19 protein-coding genes and 1 riboswitch are annotated in these 26,056 nt (G+C 65.4%); of the genes, 7 read left to right on the top strand and 12 right to left on the bottom strand.

Annotated elements, in window-relative coordinates:
• Positions 1 to 89: 89 nt before the first annotated feature.
• The 3 genes from IFT65_RS10090 to IFT65_RS10080 form a co-directional block, all read right to left on the bottom strand.
• Entirely contained in the window at positions 90 to 668 is a 579-nt protein-coding gene (locus IFT65_RS10090) for an LON peptidase substrate-binding domain-containing protein (RefSeq protein ID WP_188326262.1), read from the bottom strand.
• Positions 665 to 2,038: a UDP-N-acetylmuramate:L-alanyl-gamma-D-glutamyl-meso-diaminopimelate ligase gene (gene mpl, locus IFT65_RS10085; protein ID WP_192081328.1), complete on the bottom strand. Its 1,374-nt coding sequence runs from the start codon at positions 2,036 to 2,038 to the stop codon at positions 665 to 667. Before mpl ends, IFT65_RS10090 begins: the two co-directional genes overlap by 4 nt.
• Positions 2,039 to 2,713: 675 nt before the next feature.
• Complete coding sequence (locus IFT65_RS10080; protein ID WP_188326260.1) at positions 2,714 to 3,280, bottom strand: adenylate kinase; 567 nt, start codon at positions 3,278 to 3,280, stop codon at positions 2,714 to 2,716.
• A 135-nt stretch (positions 3,281 to 3,415) separates the two neighbouring features.
• Between IFT65_RS10080 and IFT65_RS10075 the strand changes: the two genes are divergently transcribed.
• Positions 3,416 to 4,672, top strand: a complete 1,257-nt coding sequence (locus IFT65_RS10075; protein WP_192081327.1) for a 6-phosphofructokinase — start codon at positions 3,416 to 3,418, stop codon at positions 4,670 to 4,672.
• A gap of 47 nt (positions 4,673 to 4,719) precedes the next feature.
• Here IFT65_RS10075 and IFT65_RS10070 read toward each other — a convergent pair whose 3' ends face one another.
• Positions 4,720 to 5,223: a hypothetical protein gene (locus IFT65_RS10070; protein WP_192081326.1), complete on the bottom strand. Its 504-nt coding sequence runs from the start codon at positions 5,221 to 5,223 to the stop codon at positions 4,720 to 4,722.
• Positions 5,224 to 5,462: 239 nt separating this feature from the next.
• Here IFT65_RS10070 and IFT65_RS10065 point away from each other — a divergent pair, with 239 nt between their 5' ends.
• The gene (locus IFT65_RS10065) at positions 5,463 to 7,490 is read left to right on the top strand and encodes a sodium-translocating pyrophosphatase (RefSeq protein ID WP_192081325.1); all 2,028 of its coding nucleotides are present in this window, start codon (positions 5,463 to 5,465) and stop codon (positions 7,488 to 7,490) included.
• Positions 7,491 to 7,614: 124 nt separating this feature from the next.
• Positions 7,615 to 7,872 (top strand): DUF2789 domain-containing protein, encoded by a 258-nt coding sequence (locus IFT65_RS10060; protein WP_188326256.1) that lies wholly within the window; start codon positions 7,615 to 7,617, stop codon positions 7,870 to 7,872.
• Positions 7,873 to 7,885: 13 nt separating this feature from the next.
• Here the strand turns inward: IFT65_RS10060 and IFT65_RS10055 are convergent, their stop codons facing one another.
• A complete protein-coding gene (locus IFT65_RS10055; protein ID WP_192081324.1) occupies positions 7,886 to 8,335 on the bottom strand; it encodes a hypothetical protein in 450 nt (149 codons plus the stop codon).
• Positions 8,332 to 8,847: a hypothetical protein gene (locus tag IFT65_RS10050; protein ID WP_192081323.1), complete on the bottom strand. Its 516-nt coding sequence runs from the start codon at positions 8,845 to 8,847 to the stop codon at positions 8,332 to 8,334. Before IFT65_RS10050 ends, IFT65_RS10055 begins: the two co-directional genes overlap by 4 nt.
• 179 nt (positions 8,848 to 9,026) lie before the next feature.
• Between IFT65_RS10050 and ppa the strand changes: the two genes are divergently transcribed.
• Both ppa and IFT65_RS10040 read left to right on the top strand, forming a co-directional pair.
• Positions 9,027 to 9,563, top strand: coding sequence for an inorganic diphosphatase (gene ppa, locus IFT65_RS10045; RefSeq protein WP_042614993.1), 537 nt, complete (start codon positions 9,027 to 9,029; stop codon positions 9,561 to 9,563).
• Positions 9,564 to 9,716: 153 nt separating this feature from the next.
• A complete protein-coding gene (locus IFT65_RS10040) occupies positions 9,717 to 10,838 on the top strand; it encodes an HDOD domain-containing protein (RefSeq protein WP_192081322.1) in 1,122 nt (373 codons plus the stop codon).
• Positions 10,839 to 11,234: 396 nt separating this feature from the next.
• On the opposite strand, the gene IFT65_RS10035 is transcribed toward IFT65_RS10040, so the two are convergent.
• The 5 genes from IFT65_RS10035 to thiC form a co-directional block, all read right to left on the bottom strand.
• Positions 11,235 to 14,078, bottom strand: a complete 2,844-nt coding sequence (locus IFT65_RS10035) for a TonB-dependent receptor (RefSeq protein WP_192081321.1) — start codon at positions 14,076 to 14,078, stop codon at positions 11,235 to 11,237.
• Between the two features lie 47 nt (positions 14,079 to 14,125).
• The gene (locus tag IFT65_RS10030; protein WP_192081320.1) at positions 14,126 to 15,025 is read right to left on the bottom strand and encodes an AraC family transcriptional regulator; all 900 of its coding nucleotides are present in this window, start codon (positions 15,023 to 15,025) and stop codon (positions 14,126 to 14,128) included.
• A 126-nt stretch (positions 15,026 to 15,151) separates the two neighbouring features.
• Positions 15,152 to 17,488, bottom strand: a complete 2,337-nt coding sequence (locus IFT65_RS10025) for a winged helix-turn-helix domain-containing protein (RefSeq protein WP_192081319.1) — start codon at positions 17,486 to 17,488, stop codon at positions 15,152 to 15,154.
• 248 nt (positions 17,489 to 17,736) lie between these two features.
• The gene (locus IFT65_RS10020) at positions 17,737 to 18,414 is read right to left on the bottom strand and encodes an ion channel (protein ID WP_188326249.1); all 678 of its coding nucleotides are present in this window, start codon (positions 18,412 to 18,414) and stop codon (positions 17,737 to 17,739) included.
• A gap of 54 nt (positions 18,415 to 18,468) precedes the next feature.
• Entirely contained in the window at positions 18,469 to 20,250 is a 1,782-nt protein-coding gene (gene thiC, locus IFT65_RS10015) for a phosphomethylpyrimidine synthase ThiC (protein ID WP_192081318.1), read from the bottom strand.
• Positions 20,251 to 20,333: 83 nt separating this feature from the next.
• Positions 20,334 to 20,435, bottom strand: a riboswitch (TPP riboswitch).
• Between the two features lie 198 nt (positions 20,436 to 20,633).
• On the opposite strand from thiC, the gene IFT65_RS10010 reads away from it, so the two are divergent.
• Positions 20,634 to 22,211 (top strand): BCCT family transporter, encoded by a 1,578-nt coding sequence (locus tag IFT65_RS10010; RefSeq protein WP_192081317.1) that lies wholly within the window; start codon positions 20,634 to 20,636, stop codon positions 22,209 to 22,211.
• A 607-nt stretch (positions 22,212 to 22,818) separates the two neighbouring features.
• On the opposite strand, the gene ggt is transcribed toward IFT65_RS10010, so the two are convergent.
• Positions 22,819 to 24,540 (bottom strand): gamma-glutamyltransferase, encoded by a 1,722-nt coding sequence (gene ggt, locus IFT65_RS10005; protein WP_342029536.1) that lies wholly within the window; start codon positions 24,538 to 24,540, stop codon positions 22,819 to 22,821.
• A gap of 508 nt (positions 24,541 to 25,048) precedes the next feature.
• Here ggt and ilvC point away from each other — a divergent pair.
• The gene (gene ilvC, locus IFT65_RS10000) at positions 25,049 to 26,023 is read left to right on the top strand and encodes a ketol-acid reductoisomerase (protein WP_192081316.1); all 975 of its coding nucleotides are present in this window, start codon (positions 25,049 to 25,051) and stop codon (positions 26,021 to 26,023) included.
• Positions 26,024 to 26,056 lie beyond the last annotated feature (33 nt).

The following is a 26,056-nucleotide window of genomic DNA, read 5'->3' as shown; positions in this document are numbered from 1 at the left end:
AGGGCAGACGCCGGGCATGGCTCGGCGTTACCGGGTCTTCGCTGATTGCATTAGCTGGGGGCCGTGCCCGGCGCGGTTCGTCGGATGGATCAAGGCAACCAGCCGAGCATCCGGTCCAGCCGCTCGTGCACGTCGTCCAGCTGCAGCAGCTGCAATCGCTGGGGTTCTTCCAGCGGCAACAGCTGCGCCAGCCGCCAGCCAACCCACGCGGCCTGGTCCAGCTGCGCCGGCGAGGTCGGCGCGTAGTCGCTGCCGGCCTGCTCGATGATGTGCTGCAGCAGCGTGGACAACAGCGCGTGCTCCGGCCTCAGTTCGTCATCGTCATCTGCAGGGCACCACCGGACCTCACCGACCACCAGACCGTTGTCACGCACGCGTGTCTGCTCCACATGGAAACGCCGGGCGCCGCGCAGCCGCAGCTGCAGTACGCCGTCGCGGCCCATGTCGAAATCCTCGACGCGCGCTTCCACGCCGAACGCGGCAGGCAGCGCCGCTGCACCCACTTCTTCGCCCTGCAAAATGAGGCACGAACCAAAACTGCTGCCTTCACGGCTGCAGTCACGCAGCATGTCGAGGTAGCGTCGCTCGAACACCCGCAGGCCGATGCTCGCGCCCGGCAGTAACACCGCGTGCAGCGGGAACAGCGGTAGTGCAACACGCCCGCTCATCGTGCCTGCAACTGCGCAAGGAAACGACGCGGCGCGGCGTCAAAGCCGCCGTTGGACATGAACACCACATGGTCGCCGGGCCGGGACGCCGCCTGCAGACGTGCGAGCAGGGCATCGGTGTCAACCACGGCATGCGCCGTGCCGCGCACCGCTTTCACCACGCTTGCCGCATCCCAGGCCAGCTCCGGCCGGTGCAGGAACACCACTTCATCTGCCAGCGCCAGCGACGGTGCCAGTGCATCAGCGTGCGCGCCCAGCCGCATCGAATTGCTGCGCGGCTCCATCGCCACGACGATCCGTGCATCGCCTACCTTGGCACGCAGACCCTCAAGCGTGGTCGCGATCGCCGTCGGATGATGGGCGAAGTCGTCGTACACGGTGATACCGCTGGCCTGTCCGATGACCTCCAACCGGCGCTTCACACTGCGGAAGCGCGACAGCGCCGGCAGCACCGTCGCCAGCTCTACGCCGACGGCATGGGCGGCGGCCAGGGCAGCCAATCCATTCAGCACGTTATGCCGCCCCAGCAGCGGCCAGTGCACCTCGCCGACGCGGTCGCCATGATGATGCACGGTGAATGTACTGCCATCGGCGCGGATCAGCTCGGCGTGCCACTCCAGTGCCGGATCGAAGCCAAAGCGCTCCACCGGGGTCCAGCAGCCCATCGCGAGTACTTCCGCCAGGTGGGCGTCTTCACCGTTGACGATCAGGCGGCCACGCGCCGGCACCGTGCGCACCAGATGGTGGAACTGCCGCTGGATCGCGGCCACGTCCGGGAAGATGTCGGCATGGTCGTACTCGAGGTTGTTGAGTACGGCGACCAGCGGGCGGTAGTGCACGAACTTGCTGCGTTTGTCGAAGAACGCCGTGTCGTACTCGTCAGCTTCGACAACGAACTCGCGGCCCTGGCCAACGCGGGCCGATACCCCGAAGTCTTCAGCCACCCCGCCGATCAGGAAACCCGGCGAACGGCCCGCCGATTCCAGCAGCCAGGTCAGGATGGTGGTAGTGGTGGTCTTGCCGTGCGTACCGGCGACCGCCAGCGTATCGCGCCCGGGCAGCACCTGTTCGCTGAGCCACTGCGCGCCGGAGATATAGCGCTGTCCCGCATCGAGTACCGCCTCGACAGCCGGGTTGCCGCGCGAAAGCGCATTGCCCACCACCACCTCATCGGTACGCGGCGGCACGCTGTCGGCGCGATAACCCTGGTCCAGCTGGATGCCCAGCGTTTCCAGCTGCGTGGACATGGGCGGATAGATCGCCTGGTCGCTACCACTCACTGCGTGGCCGAGTTCCCGCGCCAGCGCCGCCACGCCGCCCATGAAGGTACCGGCAATTCCGAGGATATGTAGGTTGCTCATGCATGACATTGTCACCGATCATCTGGCGCTGCGTGCAGGGGGTCAGGCGGTCATGGGTAAGAAAAATCTGACCTTTCGGTGAGGAAAAGCCAAGCACATGTCAGGGAATTCCCGATAGCGGCAAAGTATGAACACGGACACAATTCATCTCGCCAGCCGCAGTTCCCAACCGGTCCTACTCCCCAAGTGACCATCCCCATGGGAGCTCACGCTGCGGGGCCCTGAGCAAGCCCACCTGCTGGCACCTCAAACGACACAGGCCTGGTCCGAACGGACCAGGCCTGTGTTTTTTGGATCGGGCGCGGTATGAACGACGGAAAGGCTGAAGGTCGATCTGCTGACGGGCGATCTGCTGACCGTCGATCCGCTGGCGGTCGCTCGGCGGACGGTCGATCTGCCATCGGTCGATCTGCTGGTGGTCGCTCCGTGGACGATCGATCTGCCATCGATCGATCTGCTGGTGGCCGCTCCGCGGACGGTCGATCTGCCATCGGTCGATCTGCTGGTGGTCGATCCGTGGACGGTCGATCTGCCATCGATCGATCTGCTGGTAGAGCCGACTTCAGTCGGCTGCTCCACCGCACGGCAGCCGACTGAAGTCGGCTCTACCATGAGCTCCAGCATCAGGCAGCCGACTGAAGTCGGCTCTACCGGCCACTCTGCCGTTGGCCCTGCCCTCGTGCATCAGGCCTTTGGCAGCGCAGCGTGGATGCGTGCTTCCACTTCATCCAGTTCGCCGATGCCGTTCAGCCGCGACAGCGTGCCGCGTGCCGCATAGAAATCCACCACCGGCGCGGTCTGCTCGGTGTAGACCTGCAGGCGCTGGCGTACCGAATCCGGATTGTCATCGGCGCGGCCCTGCTCCTTCGCACGTCCGGCGAGGCGCTCGATCAGCTGATCAGCGTCCACGTCCAGTTGCACCACCGCGTCCAGCGGCTGCTTGATGTCGGCCAGCACCCCGTCAAGGGCCTGCGCCTGTGCCACGTTGCGCGGATAGCCATCCAGGATGAAGCCCTTGGCCACGTCGTCCTGCGCCAGTCGCGAACGCAGCATGCCCAGCAGGATGTCGTCGGACACCAGGTTGCCCGCATCCATCACCGCCTTGGCCTGCTTGCCCAGATCGGTGCCGGCAGCGACTTCAGCGCGCAGCAGATCGCCGGTGGAGATGTGGGCGATGCCGAGCTTTTCCTTCAGGCGGGTGGCCTGCGTACCCTTGCCCGAACCGGGCGGCCCCAACAATACCAATCGCATCGAGCTGACTCCAACGTGTTGAAATTCATGAAAGTGCGAGGACCGGACGGGCCGGTATCGCTGCACTGCAATACCCGCACTTTACCGCATCCGGGTAATGTCCCTGCAATGTCCCTCCCCCGATATGGAGTTTCCATGCGCCAAGGCACCCTGCTGTACGCCCAGTCCGGCGGCGTTACTGCCGTCATCAATGCCACCGCATCGGCGGTCATCCAGGAAGCCCGCGCCCGCGGCATCAAGGTGCTCGCTGCCCGCAACGGCATCCTCGGCGCGCTGCGGGAGGACCTGATCGATACGTCGCGCGAGTCGATCGCCGCCATCCGCGCCCTCGCCCACACCCCCGGCGGCGCCTTCGGTTCGTGCCGCTACAAGTTGAAGTCACTGCAGGATGATGGCGCCCGCTACGACCGCCTGCTGCAGGTCCTGCAGGCCCACGACGTGCGCTGGTTCCTCTACAACGGGGGCAACGACTCGGCCGATACCGCGCTGAAAGTGTCGGAGCTTGCCCGCTCGCGCGGCATCGAACTGACCTGCGTGGGCGTGCCGAAGACGATCGACAACGACCTGGCGGTCACCGATACCTGCCCGGGCTTCGGCTCGGCCGCCAAGTACACCGCGGTGTCGGTGCGCGAGGCCGCACTGGATGTGGCGGCGATGGCCGAGACATCCACGCGTGTCTTCATCTACGAAGCGATGGGCCGCCACGCGGGCTGGCTTGCCGCCTCCGCCGGGCTGGCGGGCACGGGTGAAGACGACGCGCCGCACCTGATCCTGCTGCCCGAGCGCGCGTATGACGAGAAGGCGTTCCTGGCCAAGGTCGATGCCGTGGTCAAACGCGTGGGCTACTGCGTCGTGGTCGCATCCGAAGGCATCGCCACGGCAGACGGCACCTTCGTCGCCGATGCCGGCGGCGGCAAGGATTCGTTCGGCCACACGCAGCTGGGCGGGGTGGCGGCGCATCTGGCCGCACGCGTCAAGGCCGGACTCGGTTACAAAGTGCACTGGACCCTGCCTGACTACCTGCAGCGCTCGGCCCGTCATCTCGCTTCGAAGACCGACTGGGACCAGGCCCAGGCCGTAGGCAAGGCGGCCGTGCGCTTGGCGCTTTCAGGCCAGAACGGGGTGATGCCGGTGATCGTGCGCACCAGCGACAAGCCGTACCGCTGGAAAATCGACGCCGCGCCGCTGGCGAAGATCGCCAATCATGAAAAGAAAATGCCGGCCGGCTTCATCCGTCGTGATGGCTTCGGCATCACCGAAAAAGCACGCGCGTACCTGCAACCGCTGATCAAGGGCGAAGCGCCACTTCCCTACGGCCCGGATGGACTGCCGAAGTACGTCACCCTGAAGAATCTCGCGGTGAAGAAGAAACTGGACGCGTTCGCCGGGTAAGCATGCGGGGGCGTCGCCGCCGAGCATGGCGCGGCGCTACCCGTGCTTCAGTTGCAGGCCTTGCCTTCCATGCTCAGCTGCGCGGCGAACATCGTCACCGGCGGCACCTTGCCGCTTGCGGCCAGCTTCTTCGCGTCTTCCAGATAGATGCGCGACTGGCCCTGGCCGTCGCGCTCTGCAGTCGGCGTCACCGGCAGGCGCCACACGCGGACCACCGCCTGCTGCGAAGGACAGGCCGCCGCCGGCACCCGGATCACGTCATTCAGCTTCCAGCCCTTGTCGCTGGTGGGCTGCGCTTTGGCGTAGTCGACGAACCGGGCACGTGGCTGGCACTGCTCACTGGTACGCACCGGGGCGAATCGATAGGGCTGCGCCGCGTCACCGGTGAAGGTGCCTTCCAGCCGTGCACAGGCCTCGGGGATCTGCCGCAGTGTATGCACCGCACCCACCGCCTGCGCCGCACCCACCGCACGCTGCAGCTCGGGCGTTTCAGCGGCCAGCACCGGCAGTGACGGCAACAACAGGGACATCATCAACAAAGGCAGGCGCATTGGCGTTCTCCACGGCAGGAATGGCCGAACAGTCGCAGCCTCCGGCTTAACGGCGCGCAAAGACGCTGGCGCCCCCGCACGGCGGCCCGCATACTGCGGCCACCAGGGAATGCTGAACACCGCCATACGTCGGACGACCGCCAAGGTCGGCACGGGTCGGTTCCAACGTTGCAGCCCGTCGTCCCCCTCGTGGTGAAGTTCACCACCGCTGGATGCCTATCATCCACCTCGGAGGGGTCATGCTCGAACGTCATGGACTGTCATTGGCGCTGGTCTGCGCCGTCATCGCCATTCTTTACGGCATCATTTCGGCGCGCTGGATCCTGCGCCAGCCCAGCGGCAACGCGCGCATGGCCGAGATCGCCGAAGCCATCCAGGAAGGCGCGCGCGCCTACCTCAATCGCCAATACCTGACCATCGGCATCGTCGGTGCCGTGCTGTTCGTCCTCGTCGGCTTCTTTCTGAGCTGGTACACGGCAATCGGCTTCGCCCTCGGCGCGGTGCTCTCCGGTGCAGCGGGCTACATCGGCATGAACGTGTCGGTCCGCGCCAATGTGCGTACCGCCGAAGCGGCGCGCCACGGGATCAGCGCCGCGATGGATGTCGCGTTCCGCGGCGGTGCCATCACCGGCATGCTGGTGGTCGGGCTGGGCCTGCTCGGCGTGGCCGGCTACTACGCACTGCTGCTGCGCCTGGGGCTGGATGTCGCCCAGGCCCTGCATGCACTGGTGGGCCTGGCGTTCGGCTCGTCGTTGATCTCGATCTTCGCCCGCCTCGGCGGCGGCATCTTCACCAAGGGGGCCGATGTCGGTGCTGACCTGGTGGGCAAGGTGGAAGCGGGCATCCCCGAAGACGATCCGCGCAACCCGGCGGTGATCGCTGACAACGTCGGCGACAACGTCGGCGACTGCGCGGGCATGGCGGCCGACCTGTTCGAGACCTATGCCGTGACGGTGATCGCGACGATGCTGCTGGGCAGCCTGATGATCAGCGAAGCTGGGCGCAATGCCGTGCTGTACCCGCTCGTGCTGGGCGCGGTATCGATCCTCGCATCGATCGTCGGCGCGATGTTCGTCAAGGTGAAGGACGGCGGCTCGATCATGGGCGCGCTGTACAAAGGCGTGATCGTGTCGGCGGTGCTGGCGGCCATCGCGTTCTATCCGGTCACGACCGCGTTGATGGGTGACAACGTGCATGGACCCTACGCGCTGTACGGGTGCGCGCTGATCGGCCTGATGCTGACAGGTCTGATCGTCTGGATCACCGAGTACTACACCGGCACCCAGTACAAGCCGGTGCAGCATGTTGCGCAGGCATCGACCACCGGGCACGGCACCAACATCATCGCCGGCCTGGGGATTTCGATGAAGTCGACCGCCTTGCCGGTGATCGCGGTATGCGCCGCGATCTGGGGCGCGCATGCGCTGGGCGGGCTGTACGGCATCGCCATCGCGGCCACGGCGATGCTGTCGATGGCGGGCATGATCGTGGCACTGGATGCCTACGGACCGATCACCGACAACGCGGGCGGCATTGCGGAGATGGCCGAACTCCCGCCCGAGATCCGCGCCATCACCGATCCGCTGGATGCCGTGGGCAATACCACCAAGGCAGTGACCAAGGGCTATGCGATCGGCTCTGCCGCACTGGCGGCGCTGGTCCTGTTCGCCGATTACACCCACAACCTGCAGGCGGCGAATCCCGGCCAAGAGTTCCGTTTCGATCTGTCCGACCACACGGTGATCATCGGCCTGTTGATCGGCGGGCTGATTCCCTACCTGTTCGGCGCGATGGCGATGGAAGCCGTGGGACGCGCAGCGGGTGCCGTGGTGGAGGAAGTGCGTCGCCAGTTCCGCGAAATCCCCGGCATCATGCAGGGCACCGGCAAGCCCCAGTACGACCGTGCGGTGGACCTGCTTACCCGCTCGGCGATCCGGGAGATGATCCTGCCGTCGTTGCTGCCCGTGGTGGTGCCGGTGGTCGTCGGCCTGCTGCTGGGGCCGCGTGCGCTGGGCGGGCTGCTGATCGGCACCATCGTCACCGGCCTGTTCGTCGCCATTTCGATGACCACCGGAGGCGGTGCCTGGGACAACGCCAAGAAGTACATCGAAGACGGTCACTTCGGCGGCAAGGGCAGCGAGGCACACAAGGCAGCGGTGACCGGCGACACCGTCGGTGACCCCTACAAGGACACCGCAGGCCCAGCAATCAATCCGTTGATCAAGATCATCAACATCGTGGCGTTGCTGCTGGTTCCGCTGCTGTAACCCCGTCAGATGCCGGGCGACGGATGGCTGTCCGCCGCCCGGCACTGCGCACATCCGTCACATCACGGCGTCGTGGCCGCCCGGCATAATGCGGGTCGATACTGAAAATGAGACTGACGCCACGATGATCACCACCGAACCGAACATGACCAACCTGTTCCTGCAGCTTGGACTGGATGAAAGCGAAGAAGCCATTGCGGCGTTCATCGTCGGCAATCAGCTGCCCTCGGACGTGAAGGTCACCCAGGCATCGATCTGGAGCGAGAGCCAGCGTCAGTTTCTGTCCGAGTCGCTGAAGTCCGACGCGGCGTGGGCCATCGTCGTGGATGAATTGAACGAAGCGCTGCATTCCGATGCAGACAAGGCGTCATCCGGGCACTGAACGCCGCTGGCGATCACAGGCAATCCGTCAACGCGTCGTAGGTACTGATATCGCGACCGGGCAGACGCGTGTCCAGCGCATCGCGTCCGCTGAGCGTGCTGAGCAGCACCGGCAACGGCGTTCCCGGTGCAAGCGGCACACGACAGATCCACGTTCTGGCCTCCACCACCGGCAGCGGATCGTTGCCGGTGACGGCGGCATGGCTGCCCGCGAAGCTCCACGCGCACTCCGCTACGATGCCGCTCCGGGCGGTGACGGCACAGCGCAGTTGCAGCGCGCGCAGATTGCCGTAGTCGCCTTCGCAGAACGTGTCGCCACAGATGTCATCGAACCCGCGCACCAGGGCCTGCTCCATGGCCGCAAAGGCCGCGGCGCCCTGGCCAGGCAGAGGGTAATCTCGCGCGTCCACATACGCCGGTGACGGCGACATCGCGGCGATGACCAGCATCAGCAGGGGCGTCATGTGCGGCTCCCCGGCGCCGCCAGGCAGTCCTGCACGCCCTGCCGCAACGTGGCGGATGCCCCGGGCAGGCGTACCGACAACGGGTCCTGCACCTCCAATGCCGCATGGAACTGCTCCACCGCGATGGACGTAGGCATCGGCAGCAGGCACCGCCAGACGATGACGTCGGGCGTGATGTGGCCCGTCGCGCTTACCGTCAGATGGCTTCCTGCAATGACCCAGGCGCAGGCGGCCACCGTGGCCTGCGGCGTCTGCACCGAACAGCGCAACTGCATCGGCCAGAGGAAACGGCGCGGTGCACAACCGCCATCGGCACAGGCGTCATGGAAAGCGCTGGCCAGGCGATCTTCCAGCGAATGGAAGCGGTCCCAGTTGGCCTCCTGGGTCGGGTAGTCGATGAGGTCGACGAACGCGACGCTGGAACCGGCCGCAGCCACGATCGGCGGCGAAGGGGCGATGGCGGCCAGCAACGCCGCCCCGCCTGCCCGCTGCAAGCCTTTGAACGAAAACATGAAATAGCCCCCTCTGCGGTGACTGTCAGCATCCCGCTTGCAGAGCCGCAGCACGATCGGCACAGGGCCCTGCGCGCCGTGGGTGCCGCGCACCCGGCGCTGTCGGACGTTGCCACGACACGTGGCGCGGCAAAGGCATAAAATGGAGCTCTTTCGCCCCCCGCAATCGGAGCACCGCAATGGGTCTGGAACTCGTATCCCCCGGCAAGAACCCGCCGGAAGAAATCAACGTCATCATCGAGATCCCGAAGGATTCCGAGCCGGTCAAGTACGAAGTGGACAAGGACACCGGCGCGATCTTCGTTGACCGCATCCTGTCCACCCCGATGCGCTACCCGTGCAACTACGGCTATGTGCCGAGCACCCTGTGTGGCGATGGCGATCCGGCCGACGTGCTGGTGGTGCTGCCGCTGCCGCTGATCCCCGGCTCGGTGGTCCGCTGCCGTCCGGTCGGCGTGCTGAAGATGAGCGATGAAGCCGGCAGCGACGAAAAGATCCTGGCCGTGCCGATCTCCAAGGTGTTCAGCGGCTACGCCCACGTGGAAGACATCGCCCAGGTGTCGAGCCACTGGCTGGAGCGCATCGGCCACTTCTTCGAGCATTACAAGGATCTGGAAAAGGGCAAGTGGGTCAAGCTGGACGGCTGGGCAGGCGCGGCTGAAGCCAAGGCCATCCTGGTCGAAGCCCACCAGCGTTACCTGGACGGAAAGGCCTGATCGAACGGCCTGCAGGCGCTCTGGCGGACCCCGCCAGAGCGATGCAGCGCACGTTTCGGCCTTGTGGCACATCCCCCGTCACGCAGGATCGGTTAAATTGCGACACTTCACATCGACCATGGCCGTTGCCATGGTCCGCCAGGGGAACGTGTCGTGCGCATTCTGTTTGTTGGGGACGAAGCCAGCCTGCCGGCTGAGCTGAGCGAATTCATTGCCGATCTTGGGGAAGACTGGCATACCACTACGGTGATCGATGGGCATGCGGCGATGGCCGCGGTGTCGGCTACCGCGCTGGATGCGGTGATTGTCAGCCCGTACCTGCCCGACATGGACGCGACCATGCTGCTGGGGCAGATCCGCACCCTGCGGCCGCAGACCATCCGTGTGGCACTGATCGATGCACAGCAGGGCACCCGTCCGCCGCCGGCGCGATTGATCGGCGTGGCCCATCGTTTCCTGCCGCTTCCGCTGGCCCCTGAGGTCCTGCTCGAAGCGCTCAGCAGCCTGGAAGAGCTGCGCGAACTGCTGGACAGCCCGCGCCTGCGCGATGCCATCGGCCGCATCGAGAAACTGCCCTCGCCGCCGCACCTGTACATGAGCCTGACCCGCGCGCTGGAGCATGACGACGACGCCGACACTGCCGAAGTCGCCAAGCTGGTCGCCGCCGACCCCGCGATCGCGGCCAAGGTCCTGCAGTTGTCCAATTCGGCGTTCTTCAGCAGCGGGCGTACGATTTCCGACCTGCGCTCCGCCGTCACTCGGCTGGGCTTGGCCACTCTGCGCGATCTGGTGCTGGCCAGCGAAGTGTTTTCCACGCCCACGCTGCCGGTGTCGGAGCGCAATGCGCTGCAGCAGCGCGCGCTGATGGCCTCACGCCTCACCGCGCGCCTGCTGCCGGCCTCCAGTGCCGAACTGGGTGCCACCGCTGCGCTGCTGGCCGACATCGGCCTGCTGCTGCCGGGTGTGCGCAACGAACGCACCGAGCCGGCCGGCGACGAGGATGCGCGGCCCGGCCATGCCGAGGCCGGCGCCTACCTGCTGGGCCTGTGGGGCCTGCCGATGCCGATCGTGGAAGCCGTGGGTTTCCACCTGCAGCCGCAGCGCTCCAACACACGCAGCTTCTGGGTGACCGGCGCGGTGCATGTCGCACTGGCGCTGGTGAACGGTGAAGCGGTGGATGAAGACTATCTGCAGCGCGCCAACGTCCTGCACAAGCTGCCTGAGTGGCGCGAGCAGGCGAACGCCCTGATGGGATTGAGCACGGCCGAGGCGTGATCGGCTGAAGCGGGTCAAGGGCGCGGCGTGGTGTAAGCGCGTACGGCCCGCTGCGCTCGCCGACCATGGGTCGGCGCTACCGTTTCCGGACGCTTCTGTAGCGCCGAGCCACGCTCGGCGGAAGGTATGCGCGGACAGCCCGCTGCGCTCGCCGACCATGGGTCGGCGCTACCGTTTCCGGCGCTCCTGTAGCGCCGAGCCGTGCTCGGCGGAAGGTATCCGCGGACAGCCCGCTGCGCTCGCCGACCATGGGTCGGCGCTACCGGTTCCGGGCGCTCCTGTAGCGCCGAGCCACGCTCGGCGGAAGGTATCCGCGGACAGCCCGCTGCAAACGAACAAAAAAAGGGCGGGCCTTGCGGCCCGCCCTTCTCATTCATGCACCACTGCTTCGATGGATCAGAAGCGCTGGGTGTACTTCATGTACATGAAACGACCCACGTCGAAGCCGCCGTAGTAAGCGAAGCTGCTGTTCGGTGCGGTGTACTGCAGCGCACCGCGGTGGTCGAACACGTTGTTGGCGCCAACGGCGATCGTGGCATTCCACGGCGCGTTGTAGCTCACCTGCAGGTCGTGGAAGGTGTTCGAGCCGGTCTTGCGGATCGGCGCGGTCTCACCATTCTGGAAACGATCCGGGTTGGTGCAACCGATCGCGATGCAGTCTTCCTGGATGCCCGAGTAGTAACGCGCAGTCCAGTTGACGCCCAGGTCACCCTTGGTCCAGCTCAGGGTGGCGTTGGAACGCACGCGGAACAGGCCCGCTTCGCCCACGCGACCGATGGTGATGGTGTCACCGGCGCTGTTCTGGCCTTCTTCGTCATACGACGACAGGTAGCTGGTCTGCCAGTCGATGGCGAAGTTGCCGACCGCGAATTCCGGCAGACGGTACTTCACGCCCAGATCCCAGCCCTGCGTTTCCAGCTTGCCGAGGTTGGCAGTGCCGTAGGTCAGTGCGGTGATGTTGCCGGCCGGACCGCGGACGACGCTGGCGCAACGTGCGGAATCACCCAGCACGTAGCAGTCACGCAGGATGCGGTCGACGCTGTCAGCGATGATCATGTCGCTGATTTCGTACTTGTACCAATCCAGCGACACGTCCAGGCCCTGCACCCAACGCGGGCTCCAGACCAGGCCGGCGGTGGTGCTCTTCGACGTTTCCGGGTTCAGGTTCGGGTTGGCGCCGGAGATGAACTGGTCGTTGGTGGCGCACGGCAGGGTCAGGCAGGGCTGGTTGCCCTGGCCGAGCTGCGCGTAGTTGGCCGGCACGCCAGCGGCGAGGCAGGCGGCATTGCCTGCAACGCTGCCCGGAGCGCCGACGCCGCACGGATCGGTGTAGCTTTCGAAGCTGGAGCTCAGGCCGCCGTACAGATCGCTGATGGTCGGGGCACGGAAGCCTTCGGCGTACGTACCACGGACCAGCAGTTCATCCAGCGGACGCCAGGTGATGCCGAACTTGCTGTTGACCGTGTCGCCGAAGTTGCTGTAGTCCGAGTAACGGCTGGCCAGGTTCAGGCTCAGTTCCTTGGCGAACGGCATGTCCGACAGGATCGGCACGTTCAGTTCGAGGTAGACCTCGTCCAGATCGTACTCACCGCGGGTCGGCTTCTGGCCCAGGCCGGTCGACTGACCCGACTGTGCGAACGCGTCCGGCACGTAGCTGCCTTCTTCCTCACGGTGCTCCACGCCCACGGCGAAGCCGAGGTCGCCGGCCGGCAGGGTCACGATGGAACCGGCCAGGTTGGCGGTGAAGCTGGTGGTCTTGGTCTCACCACGGGTGGTGAAGGTCGGGAACAGGTATTCCTGCAGCGCCGGGTCAGACAGCGAGCCCTGACCCGCGACGCCGAACGGCAGCAGCGGGTTCCACGGCACGCAGTCCGCGATCACCGGGCCGCCGGCAACACCACAGGTCGCCACGCCGGCGCCATTGATGTACGACGGGCCCAGGGCCTGTGCGGTGGAGATCAGGCTGGCATCGCCACGGCTGGTGACGATGGTCTCGTTGCGGTTGTACAGCGCGCCGACATCCCAATCGAAGGTCTTGCCGGCGAAGTCGAAGAAGCCGCTGACGGTCGGCGCGAAGCGCGTGGTCTTCAGCTGGCTGTCGGTGGTGCGCGGCACTTCCCACAGGCGGCGACGGAACTCGACGTTCTGGCCGACCGGGTTGAACGCACTGTCAGCCGACAACGGGGTGTCGAAGGCCTGCGACTGGTACGGATAGCCGGCCAGCTGAGCGAAGGTGTTGCGCTCGTTGTACAGGAAATCGGTGTTCAGGCTGATCGAATCGGTGAAGTCGTAGGTGCCGTTGATGTAGACGGACTTGCGCTCGACACCGGTCAGTACGGTCATCTGCTCGTTGGAGTTGGCGAACTCGCTCGGCGTGATGACGTGGTAGTCAGCCGGGTTCCTCGGATCGCCGCCCGCATTGAGGGTCTGCCACACCGAGGTGGTGGAGGTCGGCGAGCAGTCATAGACCAGCGGGTTGCAGAAGCTGCCGTTCTGGCTCAGTGCGCTCCAGGAAGCCGGGGTCGAGTTCGGACCACGGTTGCCGTCACGGCTGTACCAGCGGTTCTTCGCCCACACCGGATCGGCCTTGGAATACTCAGCCGCCAGGGTCACGCTGCCGCGCTCGCCGGTGGAGCCCAGGGTCATGGAGTACTGGCTGGTGTCGCCGTCGCCTTCGCCGTACTGGCCGAAGTACGCGGTGGCTTCGCCACCCTCAACATTCTTGCGGGTGATCACGTTGACCACGGCAGCAATCGCGTCCGAACCGTAGATGGCCGAAGCGCCATCCTTCAGGACTTCGATGCGCTCCACGGCGCCGATCGGAATCTGGCTCAGATCCTGCAGGCCCGAGGTGCTGGCACCCAGGCGCTTGCCGTTCATCAGCACCAGGGTGCGCTCGGCGCCCAGGTTACGGATATCGACGTAGTAGCCACCGACGTTTTCGCCAGATGCCAGTGCGTCCGAACGCGAGATGGCCGGCGAGCCGGCCGAGGTCAGGTTGTTCAGCACTTCGGCGACCGAGGAGAAGCCCTGCTTTTCCAGGCTTTCGCGGCTCAGGGTCAGCACCGGCTGCTGCGTTTCGACGTTGGCTGCGCGGATGCGCGAGCCGGTAACCGAGATGCGGTCCAGGTCGGTGGTGCCTGCTGCGGCTTCCTGCGCCGAGGCAAAGCTCGGGCTCAGCGCCAGCGCAATGCCGGCAGGCAGCATGCCCAGCCGCACGGCGGGGTTACGAAAATTCATGTCTCTCTCCAAGGTACGTTAGTGGCGTGTTAAAGCGCCCCCAAACGTTACGATTGTGTTGCGGTCCTTGGTTTGCGTGAGGCAGCGAGAGACTTTGCCGACTGTGGCGACAGCTTGTCTGCGTTCACACGGAAGTGGGACGCTGACGTACCAAAACGGGCACGAAACGCCCGCGCAAAGCTGCAACAGTTGTCAAAACCGCTGGCTGCAGCCACTTCGCCGATCATCATGTCGGTATCACGCAACAGGTCAGCTGCGCGCTCCAGGCGCAGGCGTGCGGAAAGCGACTGCGGGCTTTCTTCGTACAGACTCTGGAAGGTCTTGGAGAGGTACCAGCTGGAGAAGTTGGTCAGCTCGGCCAGTTCACCGATCCGCACCACGCGGTGGCTGTTGCCTTCCAGGTACAGGCGCGCGCGCTGCATGCGGCCGAATACCTGGCGTTTGCGACTGCGCGAACGGCCGGGGCAGCGCTGTACGGTACCGGCCATCGTGCGCTGCAGTGAAGCCAGATGCAGCAGCATCGGGCGCAGTGCCTGCGCCGGCAGGCCGCTGTCCAGTGCGTCGCGCCACAAGCGCAAGGCGACCCGCAGCTCCGAGCGGTTCATCTGCCCGCGTCCGGCATACAGCCCGCAATCAGCCAGTTCCATCAGCATGCGCATGGCATCGGTATTGAGCGCAAGGCCGACGCACAGGCCATCGCGTCCGGCCTGGACCAACGGCCGCGATTCCTTCTCGAAGGCGATCCACTCGCCGCGCCGCAGGCGGAAACGCCCTTCCTTGGCCTCCACCCATGCACTGCCCCGCACCTGGATCCAGACCGTGAAGCAGCTGCCGGCCGTCTGCAGACTGCCCAATCGGGCGACGCTCAGGCAGATCGGCGTGGCGTCGTCGAGCGACTTGTCGAGGGAGAGGGACTGGCCGCGATCGGCGAGGGCGAGCTGACGCATAGGGGCACCACGGGTTTGCCAATACAGGGCATCCGTTTTGCCAAATGAGCTGCCAGCGGTCAGGACGTTGCGACGACTTCGCCACGAAATCGACACGAGGAGCCGACGAAAAACTTACGAAAGAAACTAGTCTTTCAGAATCAATGGCTTGATGAAGGCGGGGAACACTTCACCCGTCAATTCGGGCAGCTGCATCACGCCGACATCCGCACCATCGGATACCGCGAGGGCCACGTACAGGTCACTTCCGTCAACGCTGGTACTGAATCCGTTGCCTGAACTCAGGCGACGCGCATCCAGGCAGCGCGTAAGTGGCTCGGCGCCCGTGGTGAGGCGCTGCAGGCCGGTACTGCATCCCGCCCATGCGTCCACATAATCGATGCTGCCATTGCCGGCCACGCTCCACGTGCGGTAGCGCCAACGCGATGGCCTGTCCGCGCTGACCTGCTGCACGCTGGCGGCGGTCAGAGCATCGTCCACCGACCACAAACCGCCCGCCCCGAAGCGGGTGAACAGCACACGCCGACGTGCCGCGTCGAACCGCGCCTGCGACACCCCATCCAGAGTGGCCAGCCGCTGCCACGGCGTACTGCGCCGGTCGTACAGGATGAGTCGCGTGCGCTGCTCGTCATCGCGCTCGATCACCAGTACCCGGCCAGGATCGGCCGTATACAACGCCTGAAGGGGGCGCGACGCGGGAACCGGCAGTTGGGTGACCTGCTCGTCCCGGGGGGTGATTTCGTACACATGCGGCTCGCCATGGTCGTCACGCCCCAAGGCCAACAGGTGGCGGCTGTCCGGCGACCAGTCCGGTGGCTGGCGCGCCTCCGGCCGCAGGCCTTCGATCGGGCGCAGCGACTGTGGGTGCTCTTTGTCTGCCCACCACAACGCATAACTGCCGGAGCGATCGGAGGCGAACACCAGATGCCTGCCGTCCGGCGCCAGCATCGGCTGGCTGTCACGGCCATTGGAGGCGAAGATCCGCTCGGCCTTGCTCACATCCTGCAAAGGCACTTTGTAGAGGGCGAACTGGGCCTTGCGATGGACGAAGGCCAGCATGTTGCCGTTACGCGCCACGGCGGGCCACTGTGCATCGTCCAGGCCGACATCGCGCAGCAGGCGGCTTTCAGTATCCAGGCGGTACAAGCGGACTTCACTGTCCACGCGCCGCCCGAACACGATCTCCCGGCTGTCGCTGAGCCAGGCCCAGCCGCGGATCTCGGCGGAATCATCGGTCAACTGCTCCAGTGGTCCTCCGCCGGCCGGCATCCGCCACAAATCACCGACCTGCGGATTACGTACGAACACCAGCCAACGACCATCCGGCGAAATCCGTGGCGCATAGTCGAAGTCATCGTCCCGGGCGGCGTACGCCAGCGGCTTCCACGCACCGGTGGCCAGGTCCAACAGGCGGATGCCGCGATGCGCGTAGGCGCCGACCATGCTGCCGAAGACCAGCGAACGGCCGTCCGGTGCCCAGTCGAAGCTGAGCAGCTCGGTGCCATCGCAGCGCGTGGCCTGGCGCAGGTTGCCACCGGTCGCGCTGGAAATCAGGACTTCGCAGCGGCCGTCGTCGAAGAAGCGGGCGAAGGCGATCTCGCGACCGTCCGGCGACCAGCTCGGGAACCGGTCCGTTGCCCCTGGCGGACGCTCGACCAGGTCACGCGCCGGGGCATTGCCCGAGGTCTGCACCTTGATCTGGCCGCCCTCCTCCTCATCGCTGGCCTCGTAGGCCACCTGCGATCCGTCCGGCGACAAGGTCGGATAGGTCTCAAACCCGGCCGTAGCGGTGATCAGTCGATAGGGCCGCTGCGGGCTGCCGATGACACGCGTCCCGTTCTCCACGGCCGCATCGACGGGTGACTGCTGCGGAGTGCGCTGCAGCAGCCACGCCATCACACACAGGGCCACCAGCATCGCGACCCCTATCGCCAACAGCACCCACCGGCGCACGCGCCGCCAGGTACCCCGCCGTGAAGCGGGGACCGGCGGCGGCAGATCGGCATTCGGGCGCGTTGCAGCGACGGGCTCGCCTACGGCGGCACCCTCCAAGGCGACGGCGCGTAATTCGGATGGCGCGTCATCGATGATCGCGGCAGGTTCTTCGGCCTCTACCACGCTCACGGCGGCCAGCAGGCGATACCCGCTTTTGGCGATGGTCTCGATATAGGCGGTGGCGCCGTCCTCATCACCACTGAAGGCCTTGCGCAGCTGGGTCACCGCCTGCGTCAGCACATCGTTGGTCGGCAGCGTATCGGGCCACACTTCGGCAAACAGCTCATCGCGGGTGACCACGCGGCCACCGCTGGTCACCAGCACACGCAACACCCCTGCTGCCTTCGGCGTAAGCCTGCGCAGACGACGCACGCCCGGCACCTGCACTTCACGCGACGAGAAGGTCACGGTGCATTCGCCTATGCGCAGGATGTCCGCGTCACGCAGGGAGTTGTTGCTGATGTTCATGTATCTCGAACGTAGGGGCGCACGGGTCGCGGTACAGCCGTGCAGTCATTCCAGGACGTGGAAACCGAACGGCCAGACTCTGCACACACCATGGACGCAAACCGCAAAAAAACTGGAGCGCGCGAATACTAGCCTATGCAGGTTGACCGCACATGCAGCGTCAAACATCCGGCACTCTCTCGCCTACGTATTCAGATAATAAGTTTCATCATTCGCGCTCTCCGGGGCGCGATTTTTTTATCTGGCATTCATTTTCGAGGGTGCTGCAGCATGGTCAATCCCACCAGCCGGGATACCACCAATGCCACGTACATCACCCCGGAAAACTGCGCCAGCATTACCAATGCGCGCGCCTGCGGGTGCACGGGAACCACGTCACTCAGCCCGACCCCGGACAATAAACTGAAGCTGAGATAAAGCAGCTCCATCCACGTGCGGAAATCCGTGCTGCTCGCCGCCAGGAAACTGCCGGGGTACCACTGCTGGCACACGGAAAATGCGAACGCGAACGCCCACGCCAACAGAGTGAACGTGGCACCTGCGGCGAACAGTTCATCGCGCGTGACTTTATGGTCCTGCAGCATGTAGGCGATCAAGGCGCCTGCCGTATAGAAATACAGCAGGCTCTCCAGCAACTGCGCCGCCGTGCCCAGGCCTGTATTGCCCAGCAGCACCGCGGCGATGGAAAACACCACCGACGGCACCGCCAGCAACAGCGCCAGCCAGGTTCCCAGCGGGCTGCGCTGCACCACCCACAGGGCAAGGCCAAGCACCGCGATGCCGAAGGTGCCCACCGCCGCACGCCCTGCGGCTGTCTCGTCCATCGCCGGATACATCAACACGCCGAGCAGTTGCACGCCGAGCAGCCACGCAGAGGGGTGGCGACGGGCAATGGCCAGCCAGCGAAGGGTGGGCGGAATGGGCATGGGCGGGCCTCTCGGAGCGATCGCGGCAGCATACCCATGAAGGGCGTGATGGGGTCATCCAGCCTGGTCACGCACCTCCTGGCTGATCTTCATCGAGCAGAAGAGCGGCCCGCACATCGAACAGAAATGGGCACTCTTGTGCGCGTCCTTAGGCAGGGTCTCGTCATGGAAGGACTTCGCCTTCTCTGGATCCAGGCCGAGATTGAACTGGTCCTCCCAGCGGAATTCGAACCGCGCCTTGCTCAAGGCGTTGTCGCGCACCTGGGCACCGGGGTGGCCCTTGGCCAGGTCGGCGGCATGCGCGGCGATGCGGTACGCCATGATGCCGTCACGCACGTCCTCGCGGTTCGGCAGTCCCAGGTGCTCCTTCGGCGTGACATAGCAGAGCATTGCCGTGCCGTACCAGCCGATCATGGCCGCGCCGATCGCACTGGTGATGTGGTCATAGCCCGGAGCGATATCGGTGGTCAGTGGCCCCAGGGTGTAGAACGGCGCTTCGCCGCACACCTGCAACTGCCTGTCCATGTTCTCCTTGATCAGGTGCATCGGCACGTGGCCCGGCCCTTCGATCATCGTCTGCACATCATGTTGCCAGGCGATCTTTGTCAGTTCGCCCAGCGTGTCCAGTTCAGCGAACTGCGCCGCATCGTTGGCGTCGGCGATACAGCCCGGGCGCAGGCCGTCACCCAACGAGAACGTCACGTCGTAGGCTTTCATGATCTCGCAGATCTCTTCGAAGTGCGTGTAGAGGAAGTTCTCTTTGCCATGCGCCAGGCACCACTTGGCGAGGATGCTGCCACCTCGCGAGACGATCCCGGTCACCCGGTTGGCGGTCAGCGGCACATGGCGCTGTAGTACCCCCGCGTGCACGGTGAAATAGTCCACGCCCTGCTCTGCCTGCTCGATCAGCGTGTCGCGGAAGATTTCCCAGCTGAGTGCTTCCGCCTGTCCGTCGACCTTTTCCAGTGCCTGGTAGATCGGCACCGTGCCAATAGCTACCGGCGAGTTGCGGATGATCCACTCGCGGGTCTCGTGGATGTGCTTGCCGGTTGACAGATCCATCACCGTATCGCCGCCCCAGCGGATCGCCCAGACCAGCTTCTCCACCTCTTCGGCGATGCCCGAAGACACCGCACTGTTGCCGATGTTGGCGTTGATCTTGGTCAGGAAATTACGGCCGATGATCATCGGCTCACTTTCCGGATGGTTGATGTTGTTCGGCAGCACCGCCCGCCCGCGTGCGATCTCGTCGCGGACGAACGCCGGGGTGATGCTCTGCGGAATCGAGGCACCAAAGGCCTGCCCGCGATGCTGCTGCAGCAATCCGGCATCCCGCACCTCCTGCAGCCGCTGGTTCTCGCGGATCGCCACGAACTCCATCTCCGGGGTGATGATGCCGCGCCGTGCGTAGTGCATCTGGGTGACGTTGGCGCCGACGACCGCGCGGCGCGGTGGGTTGCGGGAGCCGAAGCGAACGGCATCCAGGCGCGCGTCGAGCTCGCGCGAACGACCGAAGGCGGAGGTGACGCGGCACAGCGCTTCCGTATCGCCGCGCTCTTCCACCCAGCCCGCCCGCAACGCCGGCAAGCCCTGGGACAAGTCGATGCGCACATCGGGATCGGTGTAGGGACCGGACGTGTCATAGACCGTCAGCGGCGCATTGTCCGCGCCGCCGAACATCGCCGGGCTGGGTGCCAGCGTTATTTCGCGCATGGGCACCTGCACATCGTCGCGGGACCCCGCGACGTGCACCTTGCGGGATCCGGGAATGGGCCGGGTTACGGCGGCGGAGAGCTGCTGTGCCTGCTGCTGCAGGCTGTCATGCGGTGCGTTCATCGGGCATCGTCCAGTAAGGTCAGGGACGAAGCGGCGGCGCACTGGCGCACGCGCACGGACACGCCAGGGCGGACTCCACGCACGGTCGGCATTGCGAAGCTTCCCTACGCCGGTATCAGCCGGATCAGGTTCCAAGGGACTATCTCAACCGCAGCCCTATGGCCGCGGTACCCCCGCTTCGGCGCGCATTACAGCACACAAGCGCTGTCGCCAGCGACACTGACAGCGCCGTGACGATGCAGCACGTACACTGCGCCCGCGCGTTCCTGCGCCTGCCCTCTGGTCCCAACCGCTGGCAATCCGTCTGCATTGCTGGCTTTTCGCTGGCATTGCGCTGCAAGCTTCTGCTCGCTCCCTCATGTCCTGAACGGAGAAGCCCCTTCATGGTGTTTCGAATTTCCATCGCACTGGTCGCCGTACTGGTGCTGCTCGCCGGCCTGATGCCCGGCCCTTTCAATTCCGTCGTACAGACGGTGCTCGCTGAAGTAGTGCGCGGGGCGGGCTGGCTGTACCTGCTGGTCGTGTTCCTTACCCTCTCCTTCCTGCTCTATCTCGCGTTTGGCCGGTTCGGCGCTCTGCGTATCGGCGGAGAAGACGCGGAGCCGGATTTTTCCCGCGCCAGCTGGATGTCGATGCTGTTTGCCGCAGGCATGGGCATCGGTCTGGTGTTCTGGGGCGCTGCCGAGCCGGTATCGCACTTCGTCAAGCCACCGGAGGGCCTGGAGCCGCTTGGCATGGAGGCCGCACGCGCGTCGATGCGTTACTCCTTCTTCCATTGGGGCCTGCACCCGTGGGCGATTTACGCGCTGATCGGCCTGTCGATGGCGTGGTTCCAGTTCAACCGCAACGGGCGCGGTCTGGTCAGTGACATGCTGCAACCGATCATCGGCCACCACCATCGTGGCTGGATCGGCCAGATCGTCAACATTGCCGCCGTCGTGGCGACCGCCATCGGCGTGGCGACCACGCTGGGCTTCGGCACCATCCAGATCGCCGCCGGGCTGGAGCGGGTGTTCGGCATTCCGGCCAGCATCCCGACCCAGATGGTCATCATCGCCGTCGCCTTCGTGCTGTACATGGCCTCGACCATGAGCGGCGTGGACCGCGGCATCAAGTGGTTGTCCAACTTCAACCTGGGCCTGGCCGCCCTGCTGCTGGCCATGGTGCTGGTGCTGGGCCCGACCGGCTTCATCTTCGATACGTTCACCACCACGCTGGGTTCCTACCTCAACCAACTGGTGACGATGAGCCTGCGCATGTCGCCGTTCTCGGGCAGCACGTGGGTGGCGGACTGGACGATCTTCTATTGGGCGTGGTGGATCGCCTGGGCGCCCTTCGTCGGCTCTTTCATCGCGCGCATTTCCCGCGGCCGCAGCGTGCGCGAGTTCGTCATCGGCGTGGTGATCGCGCCGACCGTGCTCGGCTTTGTCTGGTTCTCCGTCTTCGGTGGCACGGCGTTGTGGTCGCAGTTGTTCGGCCACGTGGACCTGGTGGCGGCATTGGGCAACGGCTACGAGACCGTCCTGTTCACGATGTTCGACAGCCTGCCGATGCCGACGGTACTGGCCAGCGTTGCGCTGGTGCTGCTGATGATTTTCTTTGTGACCTCGGCGGATTCCGCCGTGCTGGTGCTGGCCAGCATGTCGACCGACGAAGCCGGTGATCCGCCGCTGAAGCGGAAGATGGCGTGGGGGGTGGCGATTGCCTTGATCGCCGGGGCCCTGCTGCTGGCCGGTGGGTTGTCGGCCCTGCAGGGCATGATCACCATCGCCGCGTTGCCCTTCGCCCTGCTGATGATCCTGGTGATGATCTCGCTGTACCGCGTGCTGGACCAGGAATGGACACGTGAGCGGCGCAAGGCACAGCGCGCGCGGCACATGATCGAATCCTGGATCGAACGCGAGATGGCCGCACAGGAAGAGACCCGCGAAGAGTCTGCACGGGCCGCAGCGCGCGACTGATCGGTGTGGGGGTGGGTGCCGGGCTTGCAGCCCGGCGGCCCGCTTGAAGCAACGGCCACTGCAAGTGCAACTGCAACTGCTGTGCAGTGCTGCTTGCTGGCGGGGCGGGGTGGGTTGGCGGGGGGCGGCAGAAGCCGCATCCTGCGGGCCTCGTTTCGCGCCATCCATGGCGCGGGTCCACGTCATCGCATTCGCGCTGCCGCTCCCACGCTTTGCTTCGCAAACCGCGGGCCCCGTCTCACCAGCACCCACACCCCGCCGCCTCGCGGCCGCCCCTGACTCAGGGGCCCCCTCCACCCGACGGGTCAACGAGGCCTGCGGTAGCGCCGAGCCGTGCTCGGCGGAATGTCCCCGCCAACGGCCCGCTGCGCTCGCCGACCATGGGTCGGCGCTACCGCTTTTCTCTTTTTTCATACGCGGCGGGCGGCCACGGAATCTGTCAGGGCCGGGTGGGGGAGGCTGGGCGGGGGCGTTGAGTGCCATGGATGGCACGAAACGAGGCACGCATGGATGCAGCTCTTGCCGTCCCCCGACCAGCCTCCCCCAACCGGCCCAAGCTCAGCTGTGGCTCTCCCGCCCGCCACGAGGGGGTCTCACCCGTTCGACGTCAGTAACCCGCCGCCTGCCCGTCCTTGCGGCTCTCCGACGCGCCGTAATACACGCCGGTATCGGGGTCGCGCATGATCGCCTGGTAGCCACCGTACGGACCGTCTGCGAACACGACCCGATGGCCCTTGCGCATCAACGCCCGGATCGTGTCATACGCAAATCCGGTCTCCAAGTTCACCTCGCCCCCGTCGATCATCGCCGTCGCCTGGCCCGTCGGCTCGGTTGACCCTTCGTGCTGGATCCGCGGCGCATCGCCGGCTTCCTGCAGGTTCATGCCGAAGTCCACCAGGTTCATCACGATCTGCGCATGGCCCTGCGGCTGCATCGCACCGCCCATCACCCCGAAACTGGCGTACGGCTTGCCGTCCTTGGTGATGAAGCCCGGAATGATCGTCTGGAAGGGCCGCTTACCCGGCGCATACCCGTTGGGATGGTCCTTCTGCAGCACGAACATCTCGCCACGGTCCTGCAGGATGAACCCCAGTCCCGGCGGGGCCATGCCGCTGCCCATTCCGCGGTAATTCGACTGGATCAGGGAGACCATCATCCCGTCCGCATCGGCGACGGTCAGATAGATCGTATCGCCTTCCTCCAGTTGCTTCGGCGTGCCCGGCTGTACTTCCTTCAATGCCTTGTCCATCGAAATCAGCGCGCGTCGCTCGGCCGCGTACTCCTTGGAAATAAGCCTGGCCACCGGTGCGGCGGGCTGGAATGCCATGTCGGCATAGAAGCGCGCGCGATCGGCGAACGCCAGCTTTTTCGCTTCGACGAACAGGTGCACATGCTCGGGCGAGCCAAACGGAATCTTCGAGAAATCGTAGCCTTCCAGCACGTTGAGGATCTGCAGCGCGGCGATGCCCTGGCTGTTGGGCGGCAGCTCCCATACATCGAAGCCGCGATAGTTGCTGCTGACCGGCTCGATCCATTCCCCGTGGTGCGCGGCCATGTCATCGAAGCTCAGGTAGCCGCCGTTGGCCTTGAAATAGGTACCGATGGTGCGCGCGATGTCGCCCTTGTAGAACGCATCACGCCCGCCGTCGGCGATCGTCTGCAGCGTGTCGGCCAGGTTCGGGTTTTTCCACATGTCGCCCTTGCGCGGGGCATGGCCGTCCACCGTGAACTGTTCCTTGAATCCCGGGTACACGGACAAGCGCGGCACGGAGCGATCCCAGTAGTAGGCGATCACTTCAGCGACCGGATGGCCTTCGCGCGCGTAGCGGATCGCCGGCGCCAGGTTGTCCGCCATCGGCTTGCGGCCGAACCGTTCGTGCAGCGCGAACCAGCCATCCACCGCACCCGGGACCGACACCGGCAACGGACCCGTGGCCGGAATTTCCTTCAGTCCACGGCGCTTGAACTCCGCCAAGGTGAGTGAACGGGGTGAACGCCCCGAGCCGTTGTAACCATGCAGTTTCTGCGTTTTCGGATCCCACACGATCGCAAACAGATCACCGCCTACCCCATTGCCGGTGGGCTCCATCAGGCCCAGCGCGGCATTGGCCGCAATGGCCGCATCGACGGCGCTGCCGCCGTTCTTCATCACATCCAACGCAATCTGCGTCGCAAGCGGCTGCGAGGTGGCGGCCATCGCGTGCGGGGCGATCACCTCCGAGCGGGTGGCAAACCCCTGGCCGGTAATGCGATCAGCCGCCAACGACAGTGTCGGCAAGGCAGCGAGCAGGGCGGCGGCGAGCAGGCCGCGGGCAATTCGTCGGGTCACGTCGGGGGCATCCATGAGGAAGATGATCGATAGTCGCGCGTCTGCGCGCTGCTGCCTATGCGGCATAGGTCACCCTGGGAAGGTGGGCGCTGGGGATATCGCGCGGATGACGCGATCGACGTTTGCGAGACCATGGCTCACAGGTCGTTTCAGGCGCAACAATGCAGGCCCGACAAGGGTTTCGCATGGATGCACGGGTAACCAATCCGCGTGTTCCGCGAAGGGTTGACAGACCCCGTCGCGCATGTTTTCCTCGAACCCATGTTGCAGCGCCACACGCCACCGCCGACGAACTCCGAGCCCGCCATCACCGGCGCCGCCTCGCTGCGTTCGCTCCTCGTACTCGTACTTATTAGCCAGCCCACCGGAGCGGGACGAGCCAGCGTGTAAGCAACAGACACACAGGTACTCGATCAAAACCCGCACCGGTCCCGGCGCGGGTTTTTTCGTTTCAGAACATGGCAACACCCTCCCTCCTTACCCAACACCTCTGCAAGGAACCACCACGATGAGCACCAACGACCTGCCCCAGACCAAGATCGCTGTCGTCGGCTACGGCAGCCAGGGCCGCGCGCATGCGCTGAACCTGCGCGAATCCGGCTTCGACGTGGTGGTGGGCCTGCGCCCCGGCGGTCCGACCGAAGTAAAGGCACAGGCCGATGGCTTCACCGTCAAGGCACCGGCGGAGGCCGTCAAGGACGCTGACCTGGTCGCCGTGCTGACCCCGGACATGGTGCAGAAGAAACTCTACGAGGACGTGCTGGCGCCGAACATGAAACAGGGCGCGGTACTGCTGTTCGCGCATGGCCTGAACGTGCATTTCGACATGATCACCCCACGCGATGACCTGGACGTGGTGCTGGTCGCGCCCAAGGGACCGGGTGCGTTGGTCCGTCGCGAATACGAGATCGGCCGCGGCGTACCGTGCATCTGGGCCGTCCACCAGGACCGCAGCGGTAACGCCGCCGCGCATGCGTTGGCCTATGCCACCGGCCTGGGTGGCGCACGCGCCAATCTGATCCAGACCACGTTCAAGGAAGAGACCGAGACGGATCTGTTCGGCGAGCAGGCCGTGCTGTGCGGCGGTGCCTCGGCGTTGGTGCAGGCAGGATTCGAGACGCTGGTGGAAGCCGGCTACCAGCCGGAGATCGCGTACTACGAGGTGCTGCACGAGCTGAAGCTGATCGTCGACCTGTTCTACGAAGGCGGTATCTCGCGGATGTTGGAGTTCATCTCGGAGACGGCGCAATACGGTGACTACGTCAGTGGCCCGCGGGTGATCGATGCCGGCACCAAGGAGCGCATGAAGGAAGTCCTGAAGGACATCCAGGATGGCACCTTCACCAAGAACTGGGTGGCCGAGTACGAAGCGGGCCTGCCGAACTACAACAAGTTCAAGCAGGCCGACCTGGATCACCCCATCGAAAAGGTAGGCAAGGAACTGCGCGCCAAGATGGTCTGGTTGCAAGGTCAGGCCGCGTAACCCGCGCGGCCCTCCCCCACCCGCTCTGCAAGG

This window comes from Stenotrophomonas sp. CFBP 13725, from assembly GCF_014841935.1.
Taxonomy (GTDB): domain Bacteria; phylum Pseudomonadota; class Gammaproteobacteria; order Xanthomonadales; family Xanthomonadaceae; genus Stenotrophomonas.
The sequence above is the reverse complement of the archived record's forward strand: the minus strand, read 5'-3'. Positions and strand labels throughout refer to the sequence as shown.